Annotated in this window: 18 protein-coding genes; 10 read left to right on the top strand and 8 right to left on the bottom strand. The window is 70.3% G+C overall.

From position 1 onward, the window contains the following. Positions 1–45 precede the first annotated feature (45 nt). Positions 46–3,405, top strand: coding sequence for an ATP-dependent helicase (locus ACIRG5_RS28860; RefSeq protein ID WP_402910155.1), 3,360 nt, complete (start codon positions 46–48; stop codon positions 3,403–3,405). A 9-nt stretch (positions 3,406–3,414) separates the two neighbouring features. Here the strand turns inward: ACIRG5_RS28860 and ACIRG5_RS28855 are convergent, their stop codons facing one another. Next, complete coding sequence (locus tag ACIRG5_RS28855) at positions 3,415–3,954, bottom strand: hypothetical protein (protein ID WP_402910152.1); 540 nt, start codon at positions 3,952–3,954, stop codon at positions 3,415–3,417. Positions 3,955–4,030: 76 nt separating this feature from the next. Beyond that, the gene (locus tag ACIRG5_RS28850; protein WP_319980134.1) at positions 4,031–4,411 is read right to left on the bottom strand and encodes a hypothetical protein; all 381 of its coding nucleotides are present in this window, start codon (positions 4,409–4,411) and stop codon (positions 4,031–4,033) included. Positions 4,412–4,473: 62 nt separating this feature from the next. Between ACIRG5_RS28850 and ACIRG5_RS28845 the strand changes: the two genes are divergently transcribed. Both ACIRG5_RS28845 and ACIRG5_RS28840 read left to right on the top strand, forming a co-directional pair. Further along, on the top strand, positions 4,474–5,898 hold the full coding sequence (locus ACIRG5_RS28845) for a M20/M25/M40 family metallo-hydrolase (protein ID WP_402910149.1): 1,425 nt from the start codon (positions 4,474–4,476) through the stop codon (positions 5,896–5,898). Then, entirely contained in the window at positions 5,895–6,938 is a 1,044-nt protein-coding gene (locus tag ACIRG5_RS28840) for a potassium channel family protein (RefSeq protein WP_402910146.1), read from the top strand. Before ACIRG5_RS28845 ends, ACIRG5_RS28840 begins: the two co-directional genes overlap by 4 nt. 52 nt (positions 6,939–6,990) lie before the next feature. Here the strand turns inward: ACIRG5_RS28840 and ACIRG5_RS28835 are convergent, their stop codons facing one another. The 3 genes from ACIRG5_RS28835 to ACIRG5_RS28825 form a co-directional block, all read right to left on the bottom strand. After that, the gene (locus tag ACIRG5_RS28835; RefSeq protein WP_402910143.1) at positions 6,991–7,500 is read right to left on the bottom strand and encodes an RICIN domain-containing protein; all 510 of its coding nucleotides are present in this window, start codon (positions 7,498–7,500) and stop codon (positions 6,991–6,993) included. A gap of 244 nt (positions 7,501–7,744) precedes the next feature. Beyond that, entirely contained in the window at positions 7,745–8,197 is a 453-nt protein-coding gene (locus tag ACIRG5_RS28830; RefSeq protein WP_402910140.1) for a hypothetical protein, read from the bottom strand. A gap of 43 nt (positions 8,198–8,240) precedes the next feature. Next, positions 8,241–8,810: a hypothetical protein gene (locus ACIRG5_RS28825; protein WP_402910138.1), complete on the bottom strand. Its 570-nt coding sequence runs from the start codon at positions 8,808–8,810 to the stop codon at positions 8,241–8,243. A 79-nt stretch (positions 8,811–8,889) separates the two neighbouring features. Here ACIRG5_RS28825 and ACIRG5_RS28820 point away from each other — a divergent pair, with 79 nt between their 5' ends. From ACIRG5_RS28820 to ACIRG5_RS28810, 3 genes are read left to right on the top strand one after another with little or no spacing between them, the layout of a single operon-like run. Further along, positions 8,890–9,558, top strand: coding sequence for a response regulator transcription factor (locus ACIRG5_RS28820; RefSeq protein WP_319980126.1), 669 nt, complete (start codon positions 8,890–8,892; stop codon positions 9,556–9,558). Continuing rightward, positions 9,555–10,832: a sensor histidine kinase gene (locus ACIRG5_RS28815; protein ID WP_402910135.1), complete on the top strand. Its 1,278-nt coding sequence runs from the start codon at positions 9,555–9,557 to the stop codon at positions 10,830–10,832. Before ACIRG5_RS28820 ends, ACIRG5_RS28815 begins: the two co-directional genes overlap by 4 nt. 12 nt (positions 10,833–10,844) lie before the next feature. After that, on the top strand, positions 10,845–11,324 hold the full coding sequence (locus tag ACIRG5_RS28810) for a hypothetical protein (protein ID WP_402910132.1): 480 nt from the start codon (positions 10,845–10,847) through the stop codon (positions 11,322–11,324). On the opposite strand, the gene ACIRG5_RS28805 is transcribed toward ACIRG5_RS28810, so the two are convergent. The 3 genes from ACIRG5_RS28805 to ACIRG5_RS28795 all read right to left on the bottom strand — a co-directional run bounded on the left by ACIRG5_RS28805 (position 11,321) and on the right by ACIRG5_RS28795 (position 14,663). Then, the gene (locus ACIRG5_RS28805; RefSeq protein WP_402910130.1) at positions 11,321–12,214 is read right to left on the bottom strand and encodes a neutral zinc metallopeptidase; all 894 of its coding nucleotides are present in this window, start codon (positions 12,212–12,214) and stop codon (positions 11,321–11,323) included. The two genes, ACIRG5_RS28810 and ACIRG5_RS28805, sit on opposite strands and share 4 nt — an antisense overlap. A 12-nt stretch (positions 12,215–12,226) precedes the next feature. Then, complete coding sequence (locus ACIRG5_RS28800; RefSeq protein ID WP_402910127.1) at positions 12,227–13,438, bottom strand: neutral zinc metallopeptidase; 1,212 nt, start codon at positions 13,436–13,438, stop codon at positions 12,227–12,229. 127 nt (positions 13,439–13,565) lie between these two features. Further along, entirely contained in the window at positions 13,566–14,663 is a 1,098-nt protein-coding gene (locus ACIRG5_RS28795; protein WP_402910126.1) for a neutral zinc metallopeptidase, read from the bottom strand. Positions 14,664–14,867: 204 nt separating this feature from the next. Here ACIRG5_RS28795 and ACIRG5_RS28790 point away from each other — a divergent pair, with 204 nt between their 5' ends. Genes ACIRG5_RS28790 through nudC form a run of 4 tightly spaced genes read left to right on the top strand, consistent with a single transcriptional unit; the run spans position 14,868 to position 20,112 of the window. Continuing rightward, positions 14,868–16,490 carry a DUF2207 domain-containing protein gene (locus tag ACIRG5_RS28790; protein ID WP_402910125.1) on the top strand — a complete coding sequence of 541 codons (1,623 nt, stop codon included), beginning with the start codon at positions 14,868–14,870 and terminating at the stop codon, positions 16,488–16,490. A gap of 9 nt (positions 16,491–16,499) precedes the next feature. Then, entirely contained in the window at positions 16,500–17,783 is a 1,284-nt protein-coding gene (locus ACIRG5_RS28785; protein ID WP_319980119.1) for a pitrilysin family protein, read from the top strand. Then, positions 17,780–19,168 carry a M16 family metallopeptidase gene (locus ACIRG5_RS28780; protein WP_402910121.1) on the top strand — a complete coding sequence of 463 codons (1,389 nt, stop codon included), beginning with the start codon at positions 17,780–17,782 and terminating at the stop codon, positions 19,166–19,168. The genes ACIRG5_RS28785 and ACIRG5_RS28780 overlap by 4 nt, the downstream gene beginning before the upstream one ends. Next, entirely contained in the window at positions 19,165–20,112 is a 948-nt protein-coding gene (gene nudC / locus ACIRG5_RS28775) for an NAD(+) diphosphatase (protein WP_402910118.1), read from the top strand. The genes ACIRG5_RS28780 and nudC overlap by 4 nt, the downstream gene beginning before the upstream one ends. The last annotated feature ends 9 nt before the right edge of the window (positions 20,113–20,121 follow it).

Raw genomic sequence — 20,121 nt, 5'->3', positions numbered from 1 at the left:
CCCGGGTGGTGCGGACACGTTCGGCCTGGGTAGGAAGATGTACCGGTGACCGTCAGCCCGTTTGAGATCGCGGAGGCGCTCGGGCTGAACAAGCCGACACCCGAGCAGGCCGAGGTGATCGCCGCACCCGCGCAGCCCGCGCTGGTGATCGCGGGCGCCGGATCGGGCAAGACCGAGACCATGGCCGCGCGCGTGGTGTGGCTGGTCGCGAACGGGCTCGTGCTGCCCGATCGCGTGCTCGGCCTGACGTTCACGCGCAAGGCCGCGCGCCAGCTCGCTGATCGCGTGCGTGCCCGATTGCGCAGGCTCGCGGGATCGTCCCTGTTGGACGAGCTCGATCCCAGCGGTGAGCGCAAGATGGCCGTGCTGACCGGCGAGCCCGTGGTGCTGACGTACCACGCCTACGCGGGGCGCCTGGTGACCGAGCACGGGCTGCGGTTGCCGGTGGAGCCCGGCGTGCGGCTGCTGACGCAGACGGCGTCGTGGCAGCTCGCGCACCGGGTCGTGTCGACGTGGGCGAAGGACCTGGACACGGACAAGGTGCCGGCGACGGTCACCGGATACCTGCTGTCGCTGGCCGGTGAGCTGGGCGAACACCTGGTGACGCCCGAGGCGTTGGAGGCGCACGCTCTTGAGCTGTGCGCGTTGATCGAGAACGCGCCGCGCGCGCCTCGCCAGCGAGAGGCGCTGCCGGAGAAGCTGAAGGAAATCGTTGCGGCGCAACGGTTGCGGATCGCGATGCTGCCGTTGCTGGACGCGTACCAGCAGCGCAAGCGCAAAGAGGCCGCTTTGGACTTCGCGGACCAGATGTCGCTGGCGGCGCAGCTGGCCTCGTTCGACGAGGTGTCCACCGGAGAACGTGAGCGGTACGGCGCCGTTCTGCTGGACGAGTACCAGGACACCGGGCATGCGCAGCGCGTGCTGCTGCGGTCGTTGTTCGGCGAGGGCGAGCCCATGCCGGTGACGTCGGTGGGCGACCCGGCGCAGGCCATCTACGGCTGGCGCGGGGCGTCCGCGGCGAACCTGCCGCGCTTCGCCGACGACTTCCCGCCGACGCGGAAGTTCGGGCTGCTGACCAGTTTCCGCAACCCGCCCGAGGTCCTGGAACTGGCGAACGCCGTGTCGCTGCCGCTGCGCGAGGCCGGTCTGGACGTCGAGGAACTGCGAGCGCGGCCGGGCGCGGGGCCTGGCGACGTCCGGCTCGCCCTGCACACCGACATCCGCGCCGAGCTCGACTGGATGGCGGACAACGTCGCCGCGCAGTGGGAGGCGCACCTCGACGCCGAGGGCGCTCCGCCGACCGCCGCCGTGCTGGTGCGCCGCCGTTCGGACATGGCCGCCATCGCCGCGGCCCTGCGCGAACGCGGCCTGCCGGTCGAGGTCGTGGGCCTCGGCGGCCTGCTGGACGAGCCCGAGGTGCGCGACCTGGTGTCCGCTCTGCGGGTTCTCGTCGATCCCCTGGCAGGCACCGCCGCCGCTCGTCTGCTGACCGGTTCGCGCTGGCGGCTGGCGGCCGTCGACCTGGCCGCGTTGTGGTCACGGGCCCGTGAACTGGCGGGCGTCGCACCGCGACAGTCCGTTGTGGATGATCCGTTGCTGGTCCTGGCGGACGCGTTGCCCGGCGAACACGCCGAACAGGCGGGCCTCGCCGACGCCCTGGACGATCCCGGCGACCCCGACGCCTACTCCACCGACGGCTACCGGCGCATCCGGCGGCTCGGCGGCGAGCTGGCGACGTTGCGGCGCAGGCTCGACCAGCCGCTGTCCGAACTGGTGGCCGACGTCGAACGCACGCTGCTGCTGGACATCGAGTCGATGTCGCGCCCCGGCATGGTCGGCCGCGCACACCTCGACGCGTTCTCCGACGTCGTCACGGACTTCGCCGCCGCCTCCCCGTCCGCGACGCTCCCGTCGTTGCTCGACTACCTCTACACGGCCGAGCACGCGGAAGACGGCCTGGAACCCGGCGAGGTCGAGGTCTCCGAGGACCGGGTGCAGATCCTGACCGTCCACTCGGCGAAGGGCCTGGAGTGGCGGATCGTCGCGCTGCCGCACCTGGTCCGCGACGTGTTCCCGGGCCGCAAGAAGTCCTCGTGCTGGCTCAAGTCCGTGACCGAACTCCCGGCTCCGCTGCGTGGCGACTCGGCCGACCTGCCCACGCTGAAGCTGTCCGCCGGCTACAACCGCAAGGAGGTCGACGAGGCGCTGACCATCCACGCGGAGGAGTTCGAAGAACGCCGCCTGGTCGAGGAACGCCGCCTCTTCTACGTGGGCGTGACGCGAGCCGAGCACAGCCTGCTGATGTCGGGCCACTGGTGGGCGGAGGCCGGCGACAAGCCGAAGGGCCCGTCGGTGTTCCTGCAGGAGATGCACGAGGTCCTGCAACGCGACACCGCGCCCGGCGACATCTCCGTCTGGACCCCGGAGCCCGACGCCGACACCCCGAACCCACTGGCCGAGGACGTCAAGACCTCGCAGTGGCCGGCCGACCCCTTGGGCAAGCGCCGTGACGCCGTGGTCGAAGGCGCGACGATGGTCCTCTCAGCCCTGGACGCCCTGCGCAACGCACCACCGGCCCCACTGCCGCTGATCTTCGACGAGCCTGTTCCCGAGATCGTCGACGAGGACTACCCGCCCCCCACCGACGAGCCCCCGGACGACGACTTCCCGCCAGAGCCGGAACCACTCCCGGACGACGTGGTCCCGGACGACCCGGAAATGCCTCTGGACGAAGACCCGGAAGGCTGGGCCCGAGACGTGGACGTGCTGCTGGCCGAACGCGCGGCCTCGCAGAACCGCCGCGAACAGGTGGCACTCCCGGACCACCTCTCGGTCTCCCAGCTGGTGGAGCTCGCGAAGGACCCGGACCTGCTGGCCCGCCGCCTGCGCCGCCCACTCCCGTTCCCGCCGAACCCGCTGGCCCGCCGAGGCACCGCCTTCCACACCTGGCTGGAGAACCGCTTCGGAGCCACCCGCCTGCTCGACATCGACGAACTCCCCGGTGCGGGCGACGCCGACGCGGCCCCGGACGCGGATCTGGAGCGCCTGAAGGAGTCGTTCCTGGCCAGCGCCTGGGCGGACCGCACCCCGCACGACGTGGAGGTGCCGTTCGAGGCGGAGTTCGACGGCATCTCGGTGCGCGGCCGCATGGACGCCGTCTACCGCGACCCGGACGGCTGGACCGTCGTCGACTGGAAGACCGGCGCCGTCCCGGAAGCGGAGGCCCTGCCGGCGCTGTCGGTGCAGCTCGCCGCGTACCGGCTGGCTTGGGCCGCTCTGGTCGGCGCGCCGCTGGAACAGGTGCGGGCGGCTTTCCACTACGTGCGGCACGACCACACGGTGCGGCCGGCGGACCTGCTGGAGGAGCAGGGCCTGAAGGACCTGATCAGGTCCGTGGAGTCGTGATCTGGCGCGTCAGGCCTGAGGGCTGCTGCCGGCCGGCGCGTGCGACGCCTTCAGCACCCGCTCGTACAGCACCTCGAGCAGCCACCGCCCGAACAGCGACGGCCCGAACTCCGGCGAGCGGTCCTCCGGCGGCACCATGAGCTCGGCGGTGGTGTCGTCGCCGACCACGACGCCGATGCCGTAGTAGTCGAGTTCGATGTACGACCAGGCCTGGGACTCCTCGGTGCGGGGGAGCATCACCGCGCACGGGGCCAGGGTCAGGAGGGTGCCGCACGACTGGAGGGCGCGGTCCGTGGTGGACTCGCTCACCAGGACGCCGACCAGTTCCACCGCGGCCACCGGGAGGCGGTCGTGTGCGTCCGGCTCGAACCACGAGCGGAACCACGACGGGTCGGCTCTCGGGGGCCAGCCGTTCGCGGTTCTCCACTCGTGCACGTCGGGCAGCAAACGCACCACCGCGGACACCTGCTGGCCCAGAACGGCGACGTCGGGTACGACGACTCCGTCCCAGCCGAGCGCGGTGGCGGCGCGTTCAAGGAGCGAGTGCACAGGGCGCATCCTAAGGTTCCTCGCGCGGAAAATGACAGCGTTTGCGGGACACTTGGTTAAGGATTACCCAGGGTGGTCATGGTGAGCCTTTGGCGACTTTCCACGCCCATGCGACGAGCGGGATCTGCAGTGGCAGGCGGCCGTAGGCGATGGCGCGGGCTTTGGGTGATTTGTCCCGGAAATCGAGAGCCATTTTCACGTTCGCCGGAAACACGGCCACGAACAGCGCGACTGCCGCGAAACCGCCCAGTCGGCGCGTTCGGGGAGTGGCCACGGCCGCTGCCACGGCGAGTTCGGCCACGCCGGACGCGTACGTCCACTGCCGCGGGGTGCCGGGCAACGAGCGGGGGACGATCGCGTCGTAGTACTTCGGCCTGCTGAAGTGGGTCGCTCCGGCCAGGCCTAGCAGTGCGGCGAGCGCCAGCGCCGACCGCGCTCGGGAACGGGTTGGTTCCATGCGGTCACCCTGTCATGCCTACGCCGCGTAGGCGAGGTGGGACTGGCCTATTCTCCACGGGCGTGGCAGGTGATTCTCGTCATTCCGAACGCGCCGCTGTCGCCGCGCTGACCGATTCCTTCGTCGCCGGGCTCTGCGACTGGATCACGATTCCGAGCATCGGGGTGGATCCCCGGCATCACGTTGACGTGCGGAGATCTGCCGAGTGGCTCGCCGATCAGCTTCGCCGCGACGGGTGGCCGGAGGTCGCGATCTGGGGTGACGGACCGGCGCTTCCCGCCGTGTTCGCGTGCTGGCCCGCGGCGGATCCGGAGGCGCCGACCGTGCTCGTCTACGGGCACCACGACGTGCAGCCGGTCGACCCGGTGCAACGCTGGGAGCATCCGCCGTTCGAGCCCGTGATCAGCGGCGACGAGATCAGGGGGCGGGGCGCGAGTGACGACAAGGGGCAGGTCGCGATGCACCTGCTCGCGGTGAAAGCACATCTGGCCGCCACCGGACAGAATGCTCCGGGCGTCACGCTGAAACTCTTCGTCGAAGGCGAGGAGGAATCGGGTTCGCCGCATCTGCGAAAGCTGCTCGAAGATCACCACGACGAACTCGGTTGTGATCTTGTGGTGTTCACCGACACGGCATTGCACGAACGCGACGCACCGACGGTCAACACCGGGCAACGGGGTGTTCTCGGCGGCGAGATCACGTTCTTCGGCGGCACCGACGACGTCCATTCCGGGCGTGCGGGCGGCGCGATTCCGAACCCGGCGACGGCGCTCGCGAAACTCATCGCGGCGCTGCACGACGACGACAACCGGATCCAGCTCGAAGGCTTCTACGACGACGTCGCGGAACCGACCGCAAAAGAACGCGAGGACTACGCGGCGCTGCCGTTCGACGAGCGGACGTGGCTGGCCCACAACGGAGGCGGCGCCCAGGCGACGCACGGTGAGACCGGCTACAGCACGTTCGAACGGATCTGGGTGCGGCCGACCGCCGAGATCAACGGCATCAACAGCGGCTACACCGGGCCCGGCCTGAAGACGATCATCCCGGCGTCGGCCACGGCGAAGATCAGCTTCCGGCTCGTGCCCGACCAGCAGCCGCACAGGGTCGCGGAGCAGCTCAAGCAGTTCGTCGCGCGGCACACGCCGAACGGCATCAGGGCCGAGGTGAGCTTCCGGGGCGAGGGCGTGCCGCCGTACGCGATCAGCCCGGACGACCCGGCGAACGCCGCGGTCAAGGACGCTCTGGAACTAGCCTTCGACCAGCCCGTGAGGTTCGCACGGGCCGGCGGATCGGGACCTGCCGCGGTGCTGCGGGAGCGTCTCGGGGTGCCCCTCGTCTACCTCGGCGCGACCTTGCCGGATGATCGCGTCCACGCGCCGAACGAGCGCGTAGTGGTGCCGTTGCTCCTCAAAGGCGCGGAGGCGGCCGCTCACCTGTGGCGGATGCTTGCGAAAGCAGAAATCGCGAAGAGGTTGTCCCGATGAGCCTGTCTGAGGAAGCGTCGCACTCGCTCGTCGGCGTGATCAGGATGCCGGACCAGGCGCAGAGCCCTGCCCGCGCGATCCTCAAGCGCGTCGTGGGAGCGATGGCGGCGTTGCTGCTCGCGGTGCTGATCGTCTACTTGGACCGTGACGGCTACCGCGACGTCAACGAGGACGGCGTGTCGTTGCTCGACGCGTTCTACTACGCGACGGTGTCTCTCTCGACGACCGGCTACGGCGACATCACGCCCGCGTCGTCGTCGGCGCGGCTGGTCAACGTCCTGGTCATCACGCCGTTGCGAGTCCTGTTCCTGATCGTGCTGGTCGGCACGACACTCGAAGTTCTCACCGAGCGCTCCCGTCAGGCGTTGCGCATTCAAAAGTGGAGGCGGGTTGTGCGGGACCACGTGGTGGTCGTCGGTTACGGCACGAAGGGACGTTCGGCGGTCGCCGCGCTGCTCGGTGACGGGGTCGAGCCCGGCTCGATCGTCGTCGTCGACACCGTGCAGGAGTCGCTCGACGCGGCGTCCGCCATCGGCCTCGTGACCGTGCATGGGTCCGGTACTCGTAATGACGTGCTGAGGGTCGCCGGTGCGGCCCGTGCGCGCGCGATCGTCGTCGCCCCGAACAGGGACGACACGGCGGTGCTGGTGACGTTGACGGCCCGGGAACTCGCCCCCAAGGCGCAGATCGTGGCGTCGGTGCGGGAACGGGAGAACGAGCACCTGCTCAAGCAGTCCGGCGCCGACTCGGTGGTCGTGTCGTCGGAGACGGCCGGTCGCCTGCTCGGCATGGCCACCGCGACGCCGTCCGTCGTGGCGATGGTCGAGGACCTGCTCACGCCGGACGCGGGCCTCGCGATCGCCGAACGCGACGTCGAGAAGAGCGAGATCGGCGGGTCACCGCGGCACCTGTCCGACATCGTGCTCGGTGTGGTGCGCGGCAAGACGCTCTACCGGGTGGACGCTCCCGAGGCGGACGCGATCGAGCCGGGCGACCGGCTGCTCTACGTCAAGAAGGTCACTCCGCCCGGCGAGGAGTAGGAAGCACGGACGGTGCCCGCCTCGATGAGGCGGGCACCGGATCAGCCAGTGGTCAGAACCACAGGCGCCACGACTGGTCCACGAAGGTCGCGCAGTCGAACTGCACCAACTGGGCGCCGTCCGCGTTCCCTTGAACGAGCAGGCACTTGCCGCTGTTGACGTTCCTCAACCAGTACCACTCGCCGGTGATGCCCGCGAAGTAGTGGAACGTCCAGTACTGGTCGATGAAGTCCAGGCACTGGTACTGGACGACCGGGGCCCCGTTGGCACCCCCGCGGACCAGCAGGCACTTGCCGCTGTTGACGTTGCGGATCTGGTACTCCAGGTTGCCCTTGTGCTCGTAGGTCCACTTCTGGTCGTTGAAGCTCAGGCACTGGTTCTGAACGACGGGCGTGCTGTCGGCCCCACCCCGGACCAGAGCGCACTTGTAGCTGTTCTCGTTCTGCAGCCAGAACGGCGCAGAGGCCATCGTGCCCATCTGTGCCGGAGCGACCTTCTCCGGCAAAACAGGTGCCGGTTCCGCGCCAGCAGGCGCAATGGCGCCGAGCAAGCCGAGCGCCACCCCGAAAAATGCAATCGTGATTCGAATTCTCGCACGCTTCAAAGAATCCCCCAGGCTGAACAAAGGTGTGAGCGACAGAAATGATCGAACACCCGTAACAGCAGCTCAGAGTCATCGGGGGCGCAGTTTTCGCTGCGTCGCGAAGTGTCTTCATCCCCAGGTGGACCTCGATGCCCCCATGCTCGGTCCAGGGCACCACGATATTGCAGAATTCTACAGCGTGATATAGGCCGAACGTGCCAACCTAGGAAATTGATCCCTGTCGAGGACCGGGCAGCACGGCCGGTGCGCGCAGAGGCGCGTAGCGGAACAGGAACGCGTAGAAGCCACCCGCCAGCGCTGCCATGCACAGCAGCAACGCGGTGAGGCGGCGCCCGACCGGAAGTCCGACGGGCAGGGAGGCGGCGGAGGACACCATCTCGCCGCCGGTGTTGATGATCTCGACTGTCTCGCCCTTGGTGTGGCCGCAGCCGTCGAGCTTGGCCTGCTTCTTCTGGCCGCCGGCATCCCACTCGACCGTGTCCATGCCCTGGCCGCACGAACCGCTCTCGACGACGGTCGCGGTCACGGGTCTGGGGGGTTCCTCGGCGCCCAGCACCCTGGCCGGCACCAAAAGGGCGATCGCGACCCCGATCCCGACCAGTCCGACGACCAGCAGGATGAACACCCATCTGTCCGGGCTTCGCGGAACCGCCACACTGCGATGTTCGCAGACGCGGCGGCCCGCGTGGAGCCCAGGTTTACTTCGGCAGCTGACGCAGCTGGTCGACCTTGACGGTCTTGCCGTCGGACACCGTTCCGGTCACGGCGACGAGGTCACCGTTCTTCGGCTTCTCGCTCACCGACGACAGGTCGAGCGGCGTCTGGAGTCCGTCGACCTGCACCAACGTGGCGTTGTTGCCGTTGACGTCCTTGACGGTGCCGCGCACCTGCGCCTTGGCCAGCGCCACGTTCAGCGCCTTGCCGTCCTTCGCGCGCACGGTCACGCGCTGGTCGGCCTTGAGTCCGGCGAGGTCGCCACCGCGCAGCTTCGTCGCGCTGTCGGTGGTCAACGACACCTCGCTGCCGTCGTCCTTGGTGATCGTGAGCTTGCCGGTCTCGACCGACTTGACCCGGCCGACGACCAGGGTGCTGTCCTTGAGCTTGGCCTTGTCCCCGCGGCCGGGCTTGCCGGGACCTCCGGGGTGGCGTTCCGCGAACGCCGCGGCCGGACCGCCGGGACCCTCGGCCGCCGTCGCGACAGCGATACCGCCGACGGTGAGTCCGACGGCCGCGACGATGGCGCCGGCCCACGCTGATTTCTTCGACATGCGCCCAGGGTGCGCCTGCAATCTGAGCGCAAGCTGAAGGCGAGTCGCCCGAAGTCCCGATGATCAGCAGAATGGTGGGGTGTCCGCCAGGGTGTTGGTGATCGAGGACGCCGAGGCGATCGGCGCCGCGGTGTCTTCCGCGTTGCGTGAGTCCGGGTACGAGGTGCAGCACCGGCTGGACGGGCGCCAGCTGGAGACCGATCTCGGCCGCTTCCGCCCCGACCTGGTCGTGCTCGACGTGATGCTGCCCGGCCGCGACGGCTTCCAGCTGCTGGAGGTCATTCGCCGTTCGTCGGGTGCCGGCGTGGTCATGCTGACCGCGCGCGACGGAGTGCCGGACCGGCTGCGCGGGCTTTCCGGCGGTGCCGACGACTACGTGGGCAAGCCGTTCGTGCTGGCAGAGCTCGTGGCACGGGTGTCGGCGGTGCTGCGGCGGCTCGGCAGGACGCCGTCGACCGTGCAGGTCGGCGACCTGGTCGTGGACGCCGACGCGGGTGTCGTCATGCGCGCCGACCAGCCGATCGAACTGACCGCGACCGAACTGCGGCTGCTGGTGTACCTGGCGGCGCAACGCGGGCGCGTGGTGTCCAAGACGCAGATCCTCACGGCCGTGTGGGGCTACGAGGACTACGACCCGAACCTGGTCGAGGTCCACGTCAGCGCCGTGCGTCGCAAGATCGAGGAGCACGGCACCAGGCTCGTGCACACCGTTCGTGGCCTTGGGTACGTGCTGCGGGCCGAGGAATGAACCTCCGCACGGTCTCGCTGCGCCGCCGCGTAGCCGTGTCGGTGCTGCTGGTGCTGTTCCTCGTGCTGGTGGCGCTGGTGATCTCGGTCGACCGCACGTTCGCCGGGCAGTCCTCCAAGGACGTCGACGGCGTGCTGAACAGCACCGAGACGCGCGCGGTGGAGATGCTGAAGAACGGCAGGCGCCCGGCCGAGGTCGTGGGAATGCTGACGAAGCGGAACGTCCACGTCACCATCGAGCTGCCCAACGGCACGACCGTCGGCAGCGCGCCCGACGAGGGCCAGTTCACGCGCCAGGTCCGCAACGTCGGCCGCAACAAGGTCACCCTCTACGCCGACACCGAGGCGATCTCGCAGGCGCAGCACCGGTTGCGGAAGCTGCTGGTGCTGCTGGGGCTCGGGGCGATCGCCGTCACCGGCCTGTTGATCATCGTGGTGGTGCGGCGGGCGCTGGCCCCGCTCGACGCCATGACCTCGCTCGCCCAGGCCATCGCCGACGGCCATCGGGGCGGACGGCTGAACCCCTCGCGGACCGACACCGAGCTGGGACGGACGGCGGCCGCGTTCGACGGGATGCTCGACTCGCTGGAGGGCTCCGAGCAGCGGACCCGGCGGTTCGTCGCCGACGCCGCCCACGAACTGCGGACGCCGATCACCGGCGTGCAGGCCGTGGCCGAGGCGCTGGTGCAGGCCCCGGTGGACTCGCCTGACCGGGACCAGATGTCGTTCCTGCTGGTCAGAGAGGCACGCAGGGCCGGGCGGCTGGTCGACGACCTGCTCGCGCTGGCCCAGCTGGACGCCGGGTACGAGATGCAGCGCGAGTCGGTGGACCTGCTGGGACTGGCCGAGGCAGAGGTGGCCAGGACCCGGTTCGTGGCACCGGACTTCGACATCGCCGCCGAAGGAGTCCCGGTCGCCGTGGTCGGTGACGGGCAACGACTCGCGCAGGTGCTGGCGAACCTCGTGGACAACGCCCGGCAGGCCACCGGTCCACAGGGGACCGTCCGGATCCGGGTCGACCTGACCGGGTTCACCGTGTCCGACAACGGACCGGGTGTGCCCGAGGCCGAACGCGAGCGGATCTTCGACCGGCTCGTCCGGCTCGACGACGCCCGCGACCGGCGTTCGGGCGGGTCCGGGCTGGGACTGGCCATCGCCCGAGGGGTGATCCGGGCGCACGGCGGGGACCTGACCTGTGAGCCGTCCGAGCAGGGAGCGGTGTTCCGCGTGGTGCTGCCCGCGGTTAATCCGGTCGCTGAGCCGGGCCGCGTTTGATTCCATCGGCGGGTGGACGTCGACGTGGTGGTGCAGTGGGTGAAGACCGAGTGGACCAAGGAGTCCCGCGGTCAGCCGGGGGCGACCCGGCGCAACGCCGCACCGGTCGGGTTCGCGTTGCCGCACCTGAAGCCCGCCGTGCACGAGGTGCGGCTGTGGGAACGGAACGACTTCGAGCCCGTGTGGTCGAAGGAGAGCGACGAGCTCGACCGGATCGCGCTGACCCTACGCGAGGACGACGACGTGCTGTCCGTGCAGCTCCAGGACACCATGTGGGCCACGCCGCGACGGTGGAACCGGCCGTCCCCGGTCCGGCTGGCGCGCGGCGAGTGGGTGCGCTGGCAGATCAACCACCGGTGGCAGCGGCCACGGGATGGCGGCTACAACTACCTGCTGACCACGCTGAACCTGGCGTACGGATCACCCGGTGACGCGAAGGTGTTCCTGGGAACGCCCACGCGTCACGTCGACGAGCAGACCTACCTGCGTTAACCCACCTGCGGGGCAGGAGCCGCGAACGTGTTGCAGGCGTCCGTCGAGTTCGCCTTGAAGCCCGCGGCCGCCCACTGCGCCTGGTTCTGGGCGGAGCCGTGCGCGTTGTTCTCGGGCTTTTCCTCGACGGCGAACTGGAAGTCCTCCTGCGCCTGACGCGCGAGGCTCGCCGTCACGGAACCGCGTCCGGCGGCCGACGCCAGGAACATGCCCGCGAAGCAGTTCGCCTGCAGCTCGATCCGGCGGGACATCTCCAGCCCCGCCGGGGTCTTCTCACCCGCGTCGGTGATCTTCAGGTCCGCCGCCCGCAGCAGGCCCGTCAGCGCCTGGACGTGGTGGCCGTACTCGTGGGCGAGCGTGGCCAGGTGAGTCGCCGGGGCGTCACCGCCGCCGTTGTCCCGCAGGCGGGCCGTGGGCATGTAGATCGTGCGGTTGCGGCCGCAGTAGTAGGCCACCGCGTGGTCGGACTCCGGCGCCGCGCCGCACGGGCCGTCCTTCAACTCAGGCGAGGCGTCCAGGGCCGGCTTGTCGAACGGCAGGTTCGCCGTCGTCAGCAACGGGCCCCAGGCGCCGTCCAGGCACGCGACGCCCGCCGCGTAGTAGGCAGCCAGTTCGCGGTCCGCGACGCCGAAGGGCGGCATCGCGCAGGTGACCTGTGGCAACGAGACCGGCTTGACCAGGAACGGGTGGTCGGCCAGCCGGTAGACCGCCCGCGGGCGGATCGGGGTCGACGGCTCGGTCGACGGCGACGTGGCCGGCCGCGAACCCGCCAGCGCGTGACCGGTGACCACTCTCGGGCGACTCAGTTGACCGATCCCGAGGACGAACGCGACCACCAGCACGAACACTCCCGCGAGCACGACCGGGTTGTTCTTGGCTGGTTGGGTCACGTTCTCCCCTTCCTAGGAGACAGAACCCGGGTCCGCTGCCCAGGTGTTGCACTCTGAAGCCTTGTTCGACTTGTAACCCCGGTCGACCCAGGACGCGTTGTTCCTGGGTGTGCCGTGGTCCTTCGTCGGGTAGATGTCGTAGTCGCCCCGGTTGCCCGCGTCGGTCAGGGCCACCCGGATCACGTCTATCGGTATCGCGCCGTGGGACAAAGGGGCCAGCGACATGCCGCCGAAGCAGGTGGCTTGCAGCTCCATCCGGCGGTTCAGGTCGAGGCCCTTCGGAGTATCCCATCCGCCCGCGTCGTACTGCGCGCGGTCCGAGGCTTTGAGCATTCCGGTGAGCCACTGGATGTGGTGGCCGTACTCGTGGGCGAGCTGGCCCAGGTACTTGCCGGGGTGGTTCGGGTTGTTCGGGTTGCGTTCGGCGGCGTAGGCGTTCGCCGTCCAGTAGATGCCGCCCTGGCAGTACCGCGCCGTCTGGTCCGGGCGGACGGTGCCGCACGGGTACTGCGCGCTCTCGGTGATGATGTGCAGCTCAACGGGCTGGTACGGGAGGTTCGCCGCGTTCAGCGCCGGCTTCCACATGCTCTCGATGCACGGCAGGGCGGCGCGCAGGAAGCGGTCCTGGCCCGCGGGGGAGTAGTCCATCGCCGGGAGGTTGCAGCCCGAGATCGTGTTCGCGCCGAACCCCGGCTTGAGGAACGGGTGGTCCGCCAGCGCGTAGACGGCCTTCGGGCCCGCCGGGGTCGCCGGAGCCGAAGGCGTGCGGGACGCGGACGTGCGCGTCGGGGCGGACGTCTCCGTGGGCGTGTCGGTCGTGGTCGGAAGGGTGAACGTCGGGCTCTGCGTCGTGTACGCCGAGTAGCCCGTGTCCTTCACCTTGCTGTTCAGGGTCGCCGCGAGGGCACCCACCGCGCCGAGGCCGAGGATCACGACGCCGCCCAGGATCAGGGCGATCATCGGGCCGGTGCTCTTGCGGCGCGGCGGCATGCCCGGATACGGCCCGTAGCCGGGAGGAGGCGGGCCCCACGACGGCTGCGGCGGCGGCATGACCTGGCCGGGCGGTGGCGGGCCGTAGTAGCCGGGAGGCGGGCCCTGCGGCGGTGGCGGCCCGTAGGGAGGCGGCGGCGGGCCTTGCGGCGGACGCTGTCCGAGCGGTGCGGGCATCGGCGGCGGGCCGACCGGGCGCGGTGGCGGCCAAGTGCCCGGCGGTGGTTGCGTCATCGCCTGAGGTCCCCCCAATGGTCATCCTGGGTCGGGTACGAGCATAGGCGGACCGGGATCGCGCGTCCCCCAGCCGGGCTAACACGTCCCGTCCACGTACTTGAGACGCACGGGCCAGGGGATCGGTTCATGAGACGTCCCCGGAGCTCGCCGCCCAGGTGTTGCAGGCCTTGATGTCGTTCTGCTTGTGGCCGTGCATCACCCAGCGCTCGTTGTTGGGCGCGCTGCCGTGATCAGGCCTGCGGTCGTAGTCACCGCGTTTGCCGGAATCGCTCAGGCCGGTGTTCACGACCTCCATCGGCACGACGTTCTTGTGCGAGAACGGCGCGAGCGTCATCCCGCCCAGACACGTCGCCTGCAGTTCCAGCCTGCGGTTGAGCTCCAGGCCCTTCGGCGTGTCGAACCCGCCCACGTCGTACTGAGCCTGGTCCGAGGCGCGCAGCAGGCCGGTCAGCCACTGGATGTGGTGGCCGTACTCGTGACTGAGCTGGCCCAGGTAGACGCCGGGGTGCCGGACCGTCGAGCCGCCCTCGTTCGAGTAGAAGTTGCCGGGCCAGTAGATGACGCCACGGCAGAACATCGCCGTCGAGTTGGCCTGGCGCGAACCGCACGGCGTCTGCACGCTTCCCGTGAACACCTGCAGCTCGGCCGGCTGGTACGGCAGGTTGGCCGCCTTCAACGCCGGTTGCCAGGCCTTCTCGATGCACGGCAGCGCGGCCGAGAGGAACCGCTCCTCGCCGGCCGGGCTGTATTCCATCTGCGGCAACGGGCACGAGGCGATGTCGTTCGCGCCGATCCCGGTGCCGAAGATCGGGTGGTCTGCGAGCTTGTAGATCGCCTTCGGTCCCACCGGGGTCGGCTGCGTGCTCGACGTCCGCGTCGACGAGGTGCGTGTGGACGCCGTCGTCGTGGTGGTCGTTGTCGTCGTAGTCGTTGTGTAGGAGTAAGTCGGGCTGTACGTCGTGTAGTTCGAGTAGCCCGTGTCCTTCACCTTGCTGTTCAGGGCCGCCGCGAAGACGCCGATCGCGCCGAGGCCGAGGACCACCACGCCGCCGAGCACGAGCGCGACGATGGGACCGTTGTTCCTGCGCGGCGGCATTCCCGGATACGGCCCGTAACCGGGAGGAGGCGGGCCCCAGCCCGGCTGCGGTCCCGGCATCATCGGGCGGGGCGGCGGAAGCGGCGCGCGTCCGGGCGGCGGGCCGTACGGGAGTGGCGGGCCCATGCCGTACGGGGGAGGTCCCTGAACTGGGCGGGGAGGCATCGGCGGCCCGTACGGCGGTGGGGCGGGCAGCGGAGGTGGTCCCACCGGGCGTGGCGGAGGCCAGTGGCCTGGTGGCGGTGGGTGTGTCATCGCCGAAGATCCCCCAGATGGCGTCTGTACGAAAGTCCGCCGGAGCATATGAGGACTCCGCTATTGTCCGCAGCCGTGTTGAAGAACTGGGGAGCGGCGATCTTCGTCGCCGTCGCGCTGACGTCCACCACGGCTGCCGGCGCGCTCGCGCAGCCGCTTCCCGGCACCGTCAGCACCGAGGTGCGGATGAAGCTGGAGCGCGACGCCAGGCTGTCCGTCACCGAGACCGTCCAGGTGCCCGACGGCAAGACCGTCAAGCGGACCGTCCCCTTGCGACTGGCGGTGGGCAACGAGCTTGAGCGCCAGTACCAGGTCACCGACGCCAAGGTCGACGGCAAGGGCAGCACGTCCACGAGCGACGACAGTTTCTCCGTCACGCTCGAAGGCGGCCAGTCCGTCCTGACCTACACGGTCGTCGGCGCGGTCGCCCCCGTCGGTGACGTGCTGGAGGTCCGCTGGCAGGTCGCGGGCGGCTGGGACACCGAACTGGACAGGGTCGCCGTCTCCTTCTCCGCACCCGACTCCCCGACGTCGGTCAACTGCCTCGCGGGCCCCGTCGGCTCGTCCCAGCCGTGCACCAGCGCCGACCTCGCGGACGGCAAGGGCGTGCGCGCGCAGGAGATCAAGCTCGGCGCCGGCGAACGCGTCGACGTCGCGATCGGACTGTCCGCCGGGGTCGTGCCGCCCAACGCCGTCGTGGTCGAGCAGTCCGGCCTGGCGGCCGCGTTCGCTCTCACGCCGGTCAGCGGCGCCGCGCTCGGCGGGCTGCTCGTGCTGCTGCTCGGCGGTGTCGCCCTGCTCTGGTACCTGCGCGGCCGGGACGCGGCGGCGCTCGCGAGCGAGGTCGGCGCGGTGACCGTGCTGGTCCGCGACCAGAGCGGCCGGGTCGCGTTCGCCTCACCCGACGGCGTGCTGCCTGGCCAGGTCGGCACGGTCGTCGACGAGCACGTGGACGTGGTCGACGTGACCGCCACGGTCATCGACCTCGCCGTCCGCAACTACCTGTGGATCACTGAAGTAGAAGGCCACGACTGGCAGATCGTGCGCCGCAACCCGGTCGACGACTCGCTGTCCGGCTACGAGAAGGCCGTCTGCGAAGCCCTTCTGCCCCACGGCGTGGACGCGGTGAGCGTGTCGGAGCTGCGCGGCCGGCAGATCGACCTCGCGGTCGTCCGGGAACGGCTCTACGCGGACGTCGTGGAGAAGCGCTGGTTCGTGCGCCGCCCCGACGCCGAGCGGAACCTGTTCTGGTGGGCCGGCATCGTGATCGCCGTGCTCGGCGTGGCCGCGACGGTCGTGCTGGCGCTGACGATCGGCAACGCGCTGTTCGGGCTCGTCGTCGCGGTCGGTGGTGTCGCACTGGCGTTCGGCGCTCGGTCGATGCCCGCCCGCACCAGGCGCGGCAGCGAGTTGCTGGAGCACGTCCGCGGCCTGCGCGGCTACCTCCACGGCGTGACGCCCGAGGACGTGCCAGAGGCCGACCGCGAACTGGTGTTCTCCCGGTCGCTGCCGTACGCGGTGGTGCTCGGTGAGACCGAGCGCTGGCTCACGACGTTCGGTCAGCAGGACCTCTACTGGTACGGCAACTCGGGAACCAACACGGACTTCCGGCGCAGCTTCCCCGCATTTCTCGGGGCGCTCGACGGAGTGCTCGCCCAGGCGGGCCACCTGCGATCGCTCCGGACGCCGAACCCGTAGTCTTGCGCCATGGCCTCACCCGAACTGCACAGGTTCACGTTGCCCAACGGCCTGCGGGTGGTGCTCGCCCCCGACGCCAGCGCACCGGTCGTTGGCGTCAGCGTGCACTACGACGTCGGCTTCCGTTCCGAGCCGGAGGGGCGCACCGGGTTCGCGCACCTCTTCGAGCATCTGATGTTCCAGGGCAGCGAGAGCCTGGAGAAGCTGGCCCACTTCCGGCACGTGCAGTCGTCGGGCGGCACGTTCAACGGGTCCACGCACCCCGACTACACCGACTACTACCAGGTGCTGCCGAGCGCGGCGCTGGAGCGGGCGCTGTTCCTCGAAGCGGACCGCATGCGCGCGCCGAAGCTCACCGACGAGAACCTCCGCAACCAGATCGACGTGGTGAAGGAGGAGATCCGGCTCAACGTGCTGAACCGCCCGTACGGCGGGTTCCCCTGGATCCTCCTGCCGGCGGTGCTGTTCAAGACGTTCGCCAACGCGCACAACGGCTACGGCGACTTCGTCGACCTGGAGAGCGCGACGGTCGACGACTGCGCGGAGTTCTTCGATACCTACTACAGCCCGGCGAACGCGGTGCTGACGGTGGCGGGCGACCTCGACGTCGAGACCACGAAGACGTTGGTGGAGAAGCACTTCGGCGACGTGCCCGCACGGCCGCGCCCGGAGCGCCCCTCGTTCGCCGAGCCGGCCCCGCAGGGCGAGGTGCGGCACGAGCACGGCGACGCGCTGGCCCCGCTGCCCGCGATCGCGATCGGCTACCGCGTGCCGGACCCGGTCACCGACATCGACGGCTACCTCTCCTACCTCGTGCTCGCCGGCGTGCTGGCGGACGGCGACGGCTCGCGCCTGCAGCAGCGCCTGGTCCACCGCGAGGGCATCGTCATCGACCTGAACGCCGGCTGCGGCCTGTTCGGCCCGCTCGAGGCCCGCGACCCGGACACGTTCAGCATCACCGCGATCCACGCCGCCGAGGTCTCCGCGGACCAGGTCATCGCGGCCATCGACGAGGAACTGCAGAAGCTCGCGCAGGAGCCGCCGTCGGCCGAGGAGCTCGCGAAGGTCACCGCCCGCTGGGCGTCGACCATGCACAAGGAGCACGACCGGCTCACGAACCGCACGCTGGGCCTCGGCTCCGCGGAGCTGCTGTTCGGCCGCGCCGAGCTGATCTACGAACTGCCTGAGCGGATCGCCTCGGTGACCGTCGACGAGGTGTCGGCCGCAGCCAAGGCGCTGCGTCCCGACGCCCGCGCCCTTCTCTTCGTCAAGCCCACCGGAGGAGCCCAGTGACCTCGGCCAAGACCCACCGAACCGCCGAGGAGATCGGACGCACGTCGACCGGCCCGCGTCCGCTGCCGGAACTGGGCTCGCAGAAGGTGTCCGCCGAGCTGTCCACTGTGGACACGACGCTGCCGAACGGCCTGCGGGTCATCGCGGTGCAGCGCGCCACGGTGCCGATGGTCGAGGTGAGGCTGCGCGTCCCGTTCGCGGACCCGGCCGGCATCAGCACCGGTTCCCAGCACTCCGCGGTGGCCGAGATCCTCGCGAACACCGTGCTGACGGGCACCGAGAAGCGTTCGCGCGTGCAGATCGACACCGAGCTGGCACTGGTCGGCGGCGAGCTCGACGCCGTGGTCGACCCGGAGCGCCTGAGCTTCACCGGCAACGCCCTGGCCACCGGCCTCGGCACCGTGCTGGAGGTGCTGGCGGACGTCCTGACGAACGCCTCGTACCCGGCGGACGAGGTCGAGCGCGAGCGCGCCCGTCTCGTCGAGCGCATCTCGCTCGCCCGGTCGCAGCCGAACGTCATCGCACGCGAGGCGTTGCAGAAGCTCCTGTACGGCGACCACCCGTACGCCAAGGAGATGCCGCAGGCCGACGAGGTCGCCGCCGTCACCCGCGACGACGTGGTGGCGTTGCACGGCAAGGCTTTGCTGCCGCGCGGCTCGGTCCTGGTCGTCGTCGGCGACGTCGACCCGGCTCAGGCCGTGGCCCAGATCGGCGAGGCCCTGGGGGCGTGGCAGGGCGACGGCGAGGCCGTCCAGCTGCCGCCGCTGCCCGCGGTGTCCGGTGGCGACGTGGTGCTCGTGCACCGCGCCGGTGCCGTGCAGTCGCAGATCCGCCTTGCCGCGCAGGCGATCCCGCGCACCGACGAGCGCTACCCGGCGCTGCAGCTCGCGAACCTGGTCTACGGCGGGTTCTTCTCGTCGCGGCTGGTCGAGAACATCCGCGAGGACAAGGGCTACACCTACAGCGCCCGGTCGCACCCCGAGTTCACCGTGCACGGCGCGACGCTGCTGATCGACGCCGACACGGCGTCCGACGTCACGGCCGCGGCGCTGCTGGAGACCCGGTACGAACTGGCGCGGCTGGGCCTCGTGCCGCCTTCGGAGTCCGAAGTGGACACCGCGCGCAGCTACGCGGTCGGCACGCTGCTGACGTCGACGTCCTCGCAGTCCGGTCTGGCGTCGTTCCTGGTGAACCTCGTCGGCCTGGGCCTCGGCCTCGACTGGCTGGTCGCGCACCCGCAGCGCCTCGCGGCCGTCACGCCGGAGCAGGTGGCCGCGGCCGCGCTGGAGTTCTTCGCGCCGGCCAACTTCACCGGCGTGCTCGTCGGTGACGCCGAGCAGCTCAAGCCGAAGCTCTCCGCACTGGGCGGGGTCTCGTTCGAATGAGTTTCGAACTAGTCGGTCTGCCCGCGCTGTCGCGCTTCGGGGTCGACCGGTGCGAGCCGTTGCGCGGCGACGAGGAGAAGCTCGCCGCGCTCTGGCCCAAGGCGCGGATGCTCGTCGTGGACACGCGCGGCCGCACGCTGGTCGCCGATCGCGGCACGCGGGTGGTCGACCGTCCTGCTCTCGAGTTCGGCGACCAGCCGCCCGTGAACGCCGTCCTGCTGGGTGAGCAGGACGGCGTGGCCTGGTTCGCCGTGCTGATGCCCGCCGTCGAGGAGGGCGAGGTCCCCGCCACTCGGGTCTGGGGCCCGCCGGAGCTCACGGACGAGCCGCAGTGGCTGGACCTCAGGCAGGCCGGCGCCACCCTGGACGACACGTCGGCCGGTCTCTTCACGACTGCCGCCGCGTTGTTCCAGTGGCATCGGCTGGGCAAGTACTGCGCCAAGTGCGGCGCCAGGACGGTGCTGGAGAAGTCCGGCTGGGCCTCGGTGTGTTCGGGGTGCGGGCGCGAGGAGTACCCGCGCACCGACGCCGCGGTGATCTGCCTCGTGCACGACGGCGCCGATCAGGTGCTCGTCGCCCGTGGCCCGGAGTGGCCGGAGGGCCGGTTCTCCGTGCTGGCCGGGTTCGTCGAGGCCGGCGAGTCGCTGGAGGCGTGTGTGGCGCGGGAGGTCTCCGAGGAGGTCGGCGTCGCGGTCCGCGACATCCGCTACCTCGGGTCGCAGCCGTGGCCGTTCCCCCGGTCGTTGATGATCGGGTTCGAGGCCGTGGCCGACCCCGCCGAGCCGTTGCGGCTGGCCGAAGGAGAGATCGCCGAGGCCAAGTGGGTCTCGCGGGCCGACGTGCGGAAGGCGATCGACGAACCGGGCAGCGTCCCCGGCCTCGGGCTCGCCGGTGGCGCGTCGATCGCGTTCCGGATGCTGCAGAGCTGGTCGCGCTCGGTGTAGTGGGGTTGC

The organism is Lentzea sp. NPDC102401, from assembly GCF_044765805.1.
Classification (GTDB): Bacteria; Actinomycetota; Actinomycetes; order Mycobacteriales; family Pseudonocardiaceae; genus Lentzea; species Lentzea sokolovensis.
The sequence above is the reverse complement of the archived record's forward strand: the minus strand, read 5'-3'. Positions and strand labels throughout refer to the sequence as shown.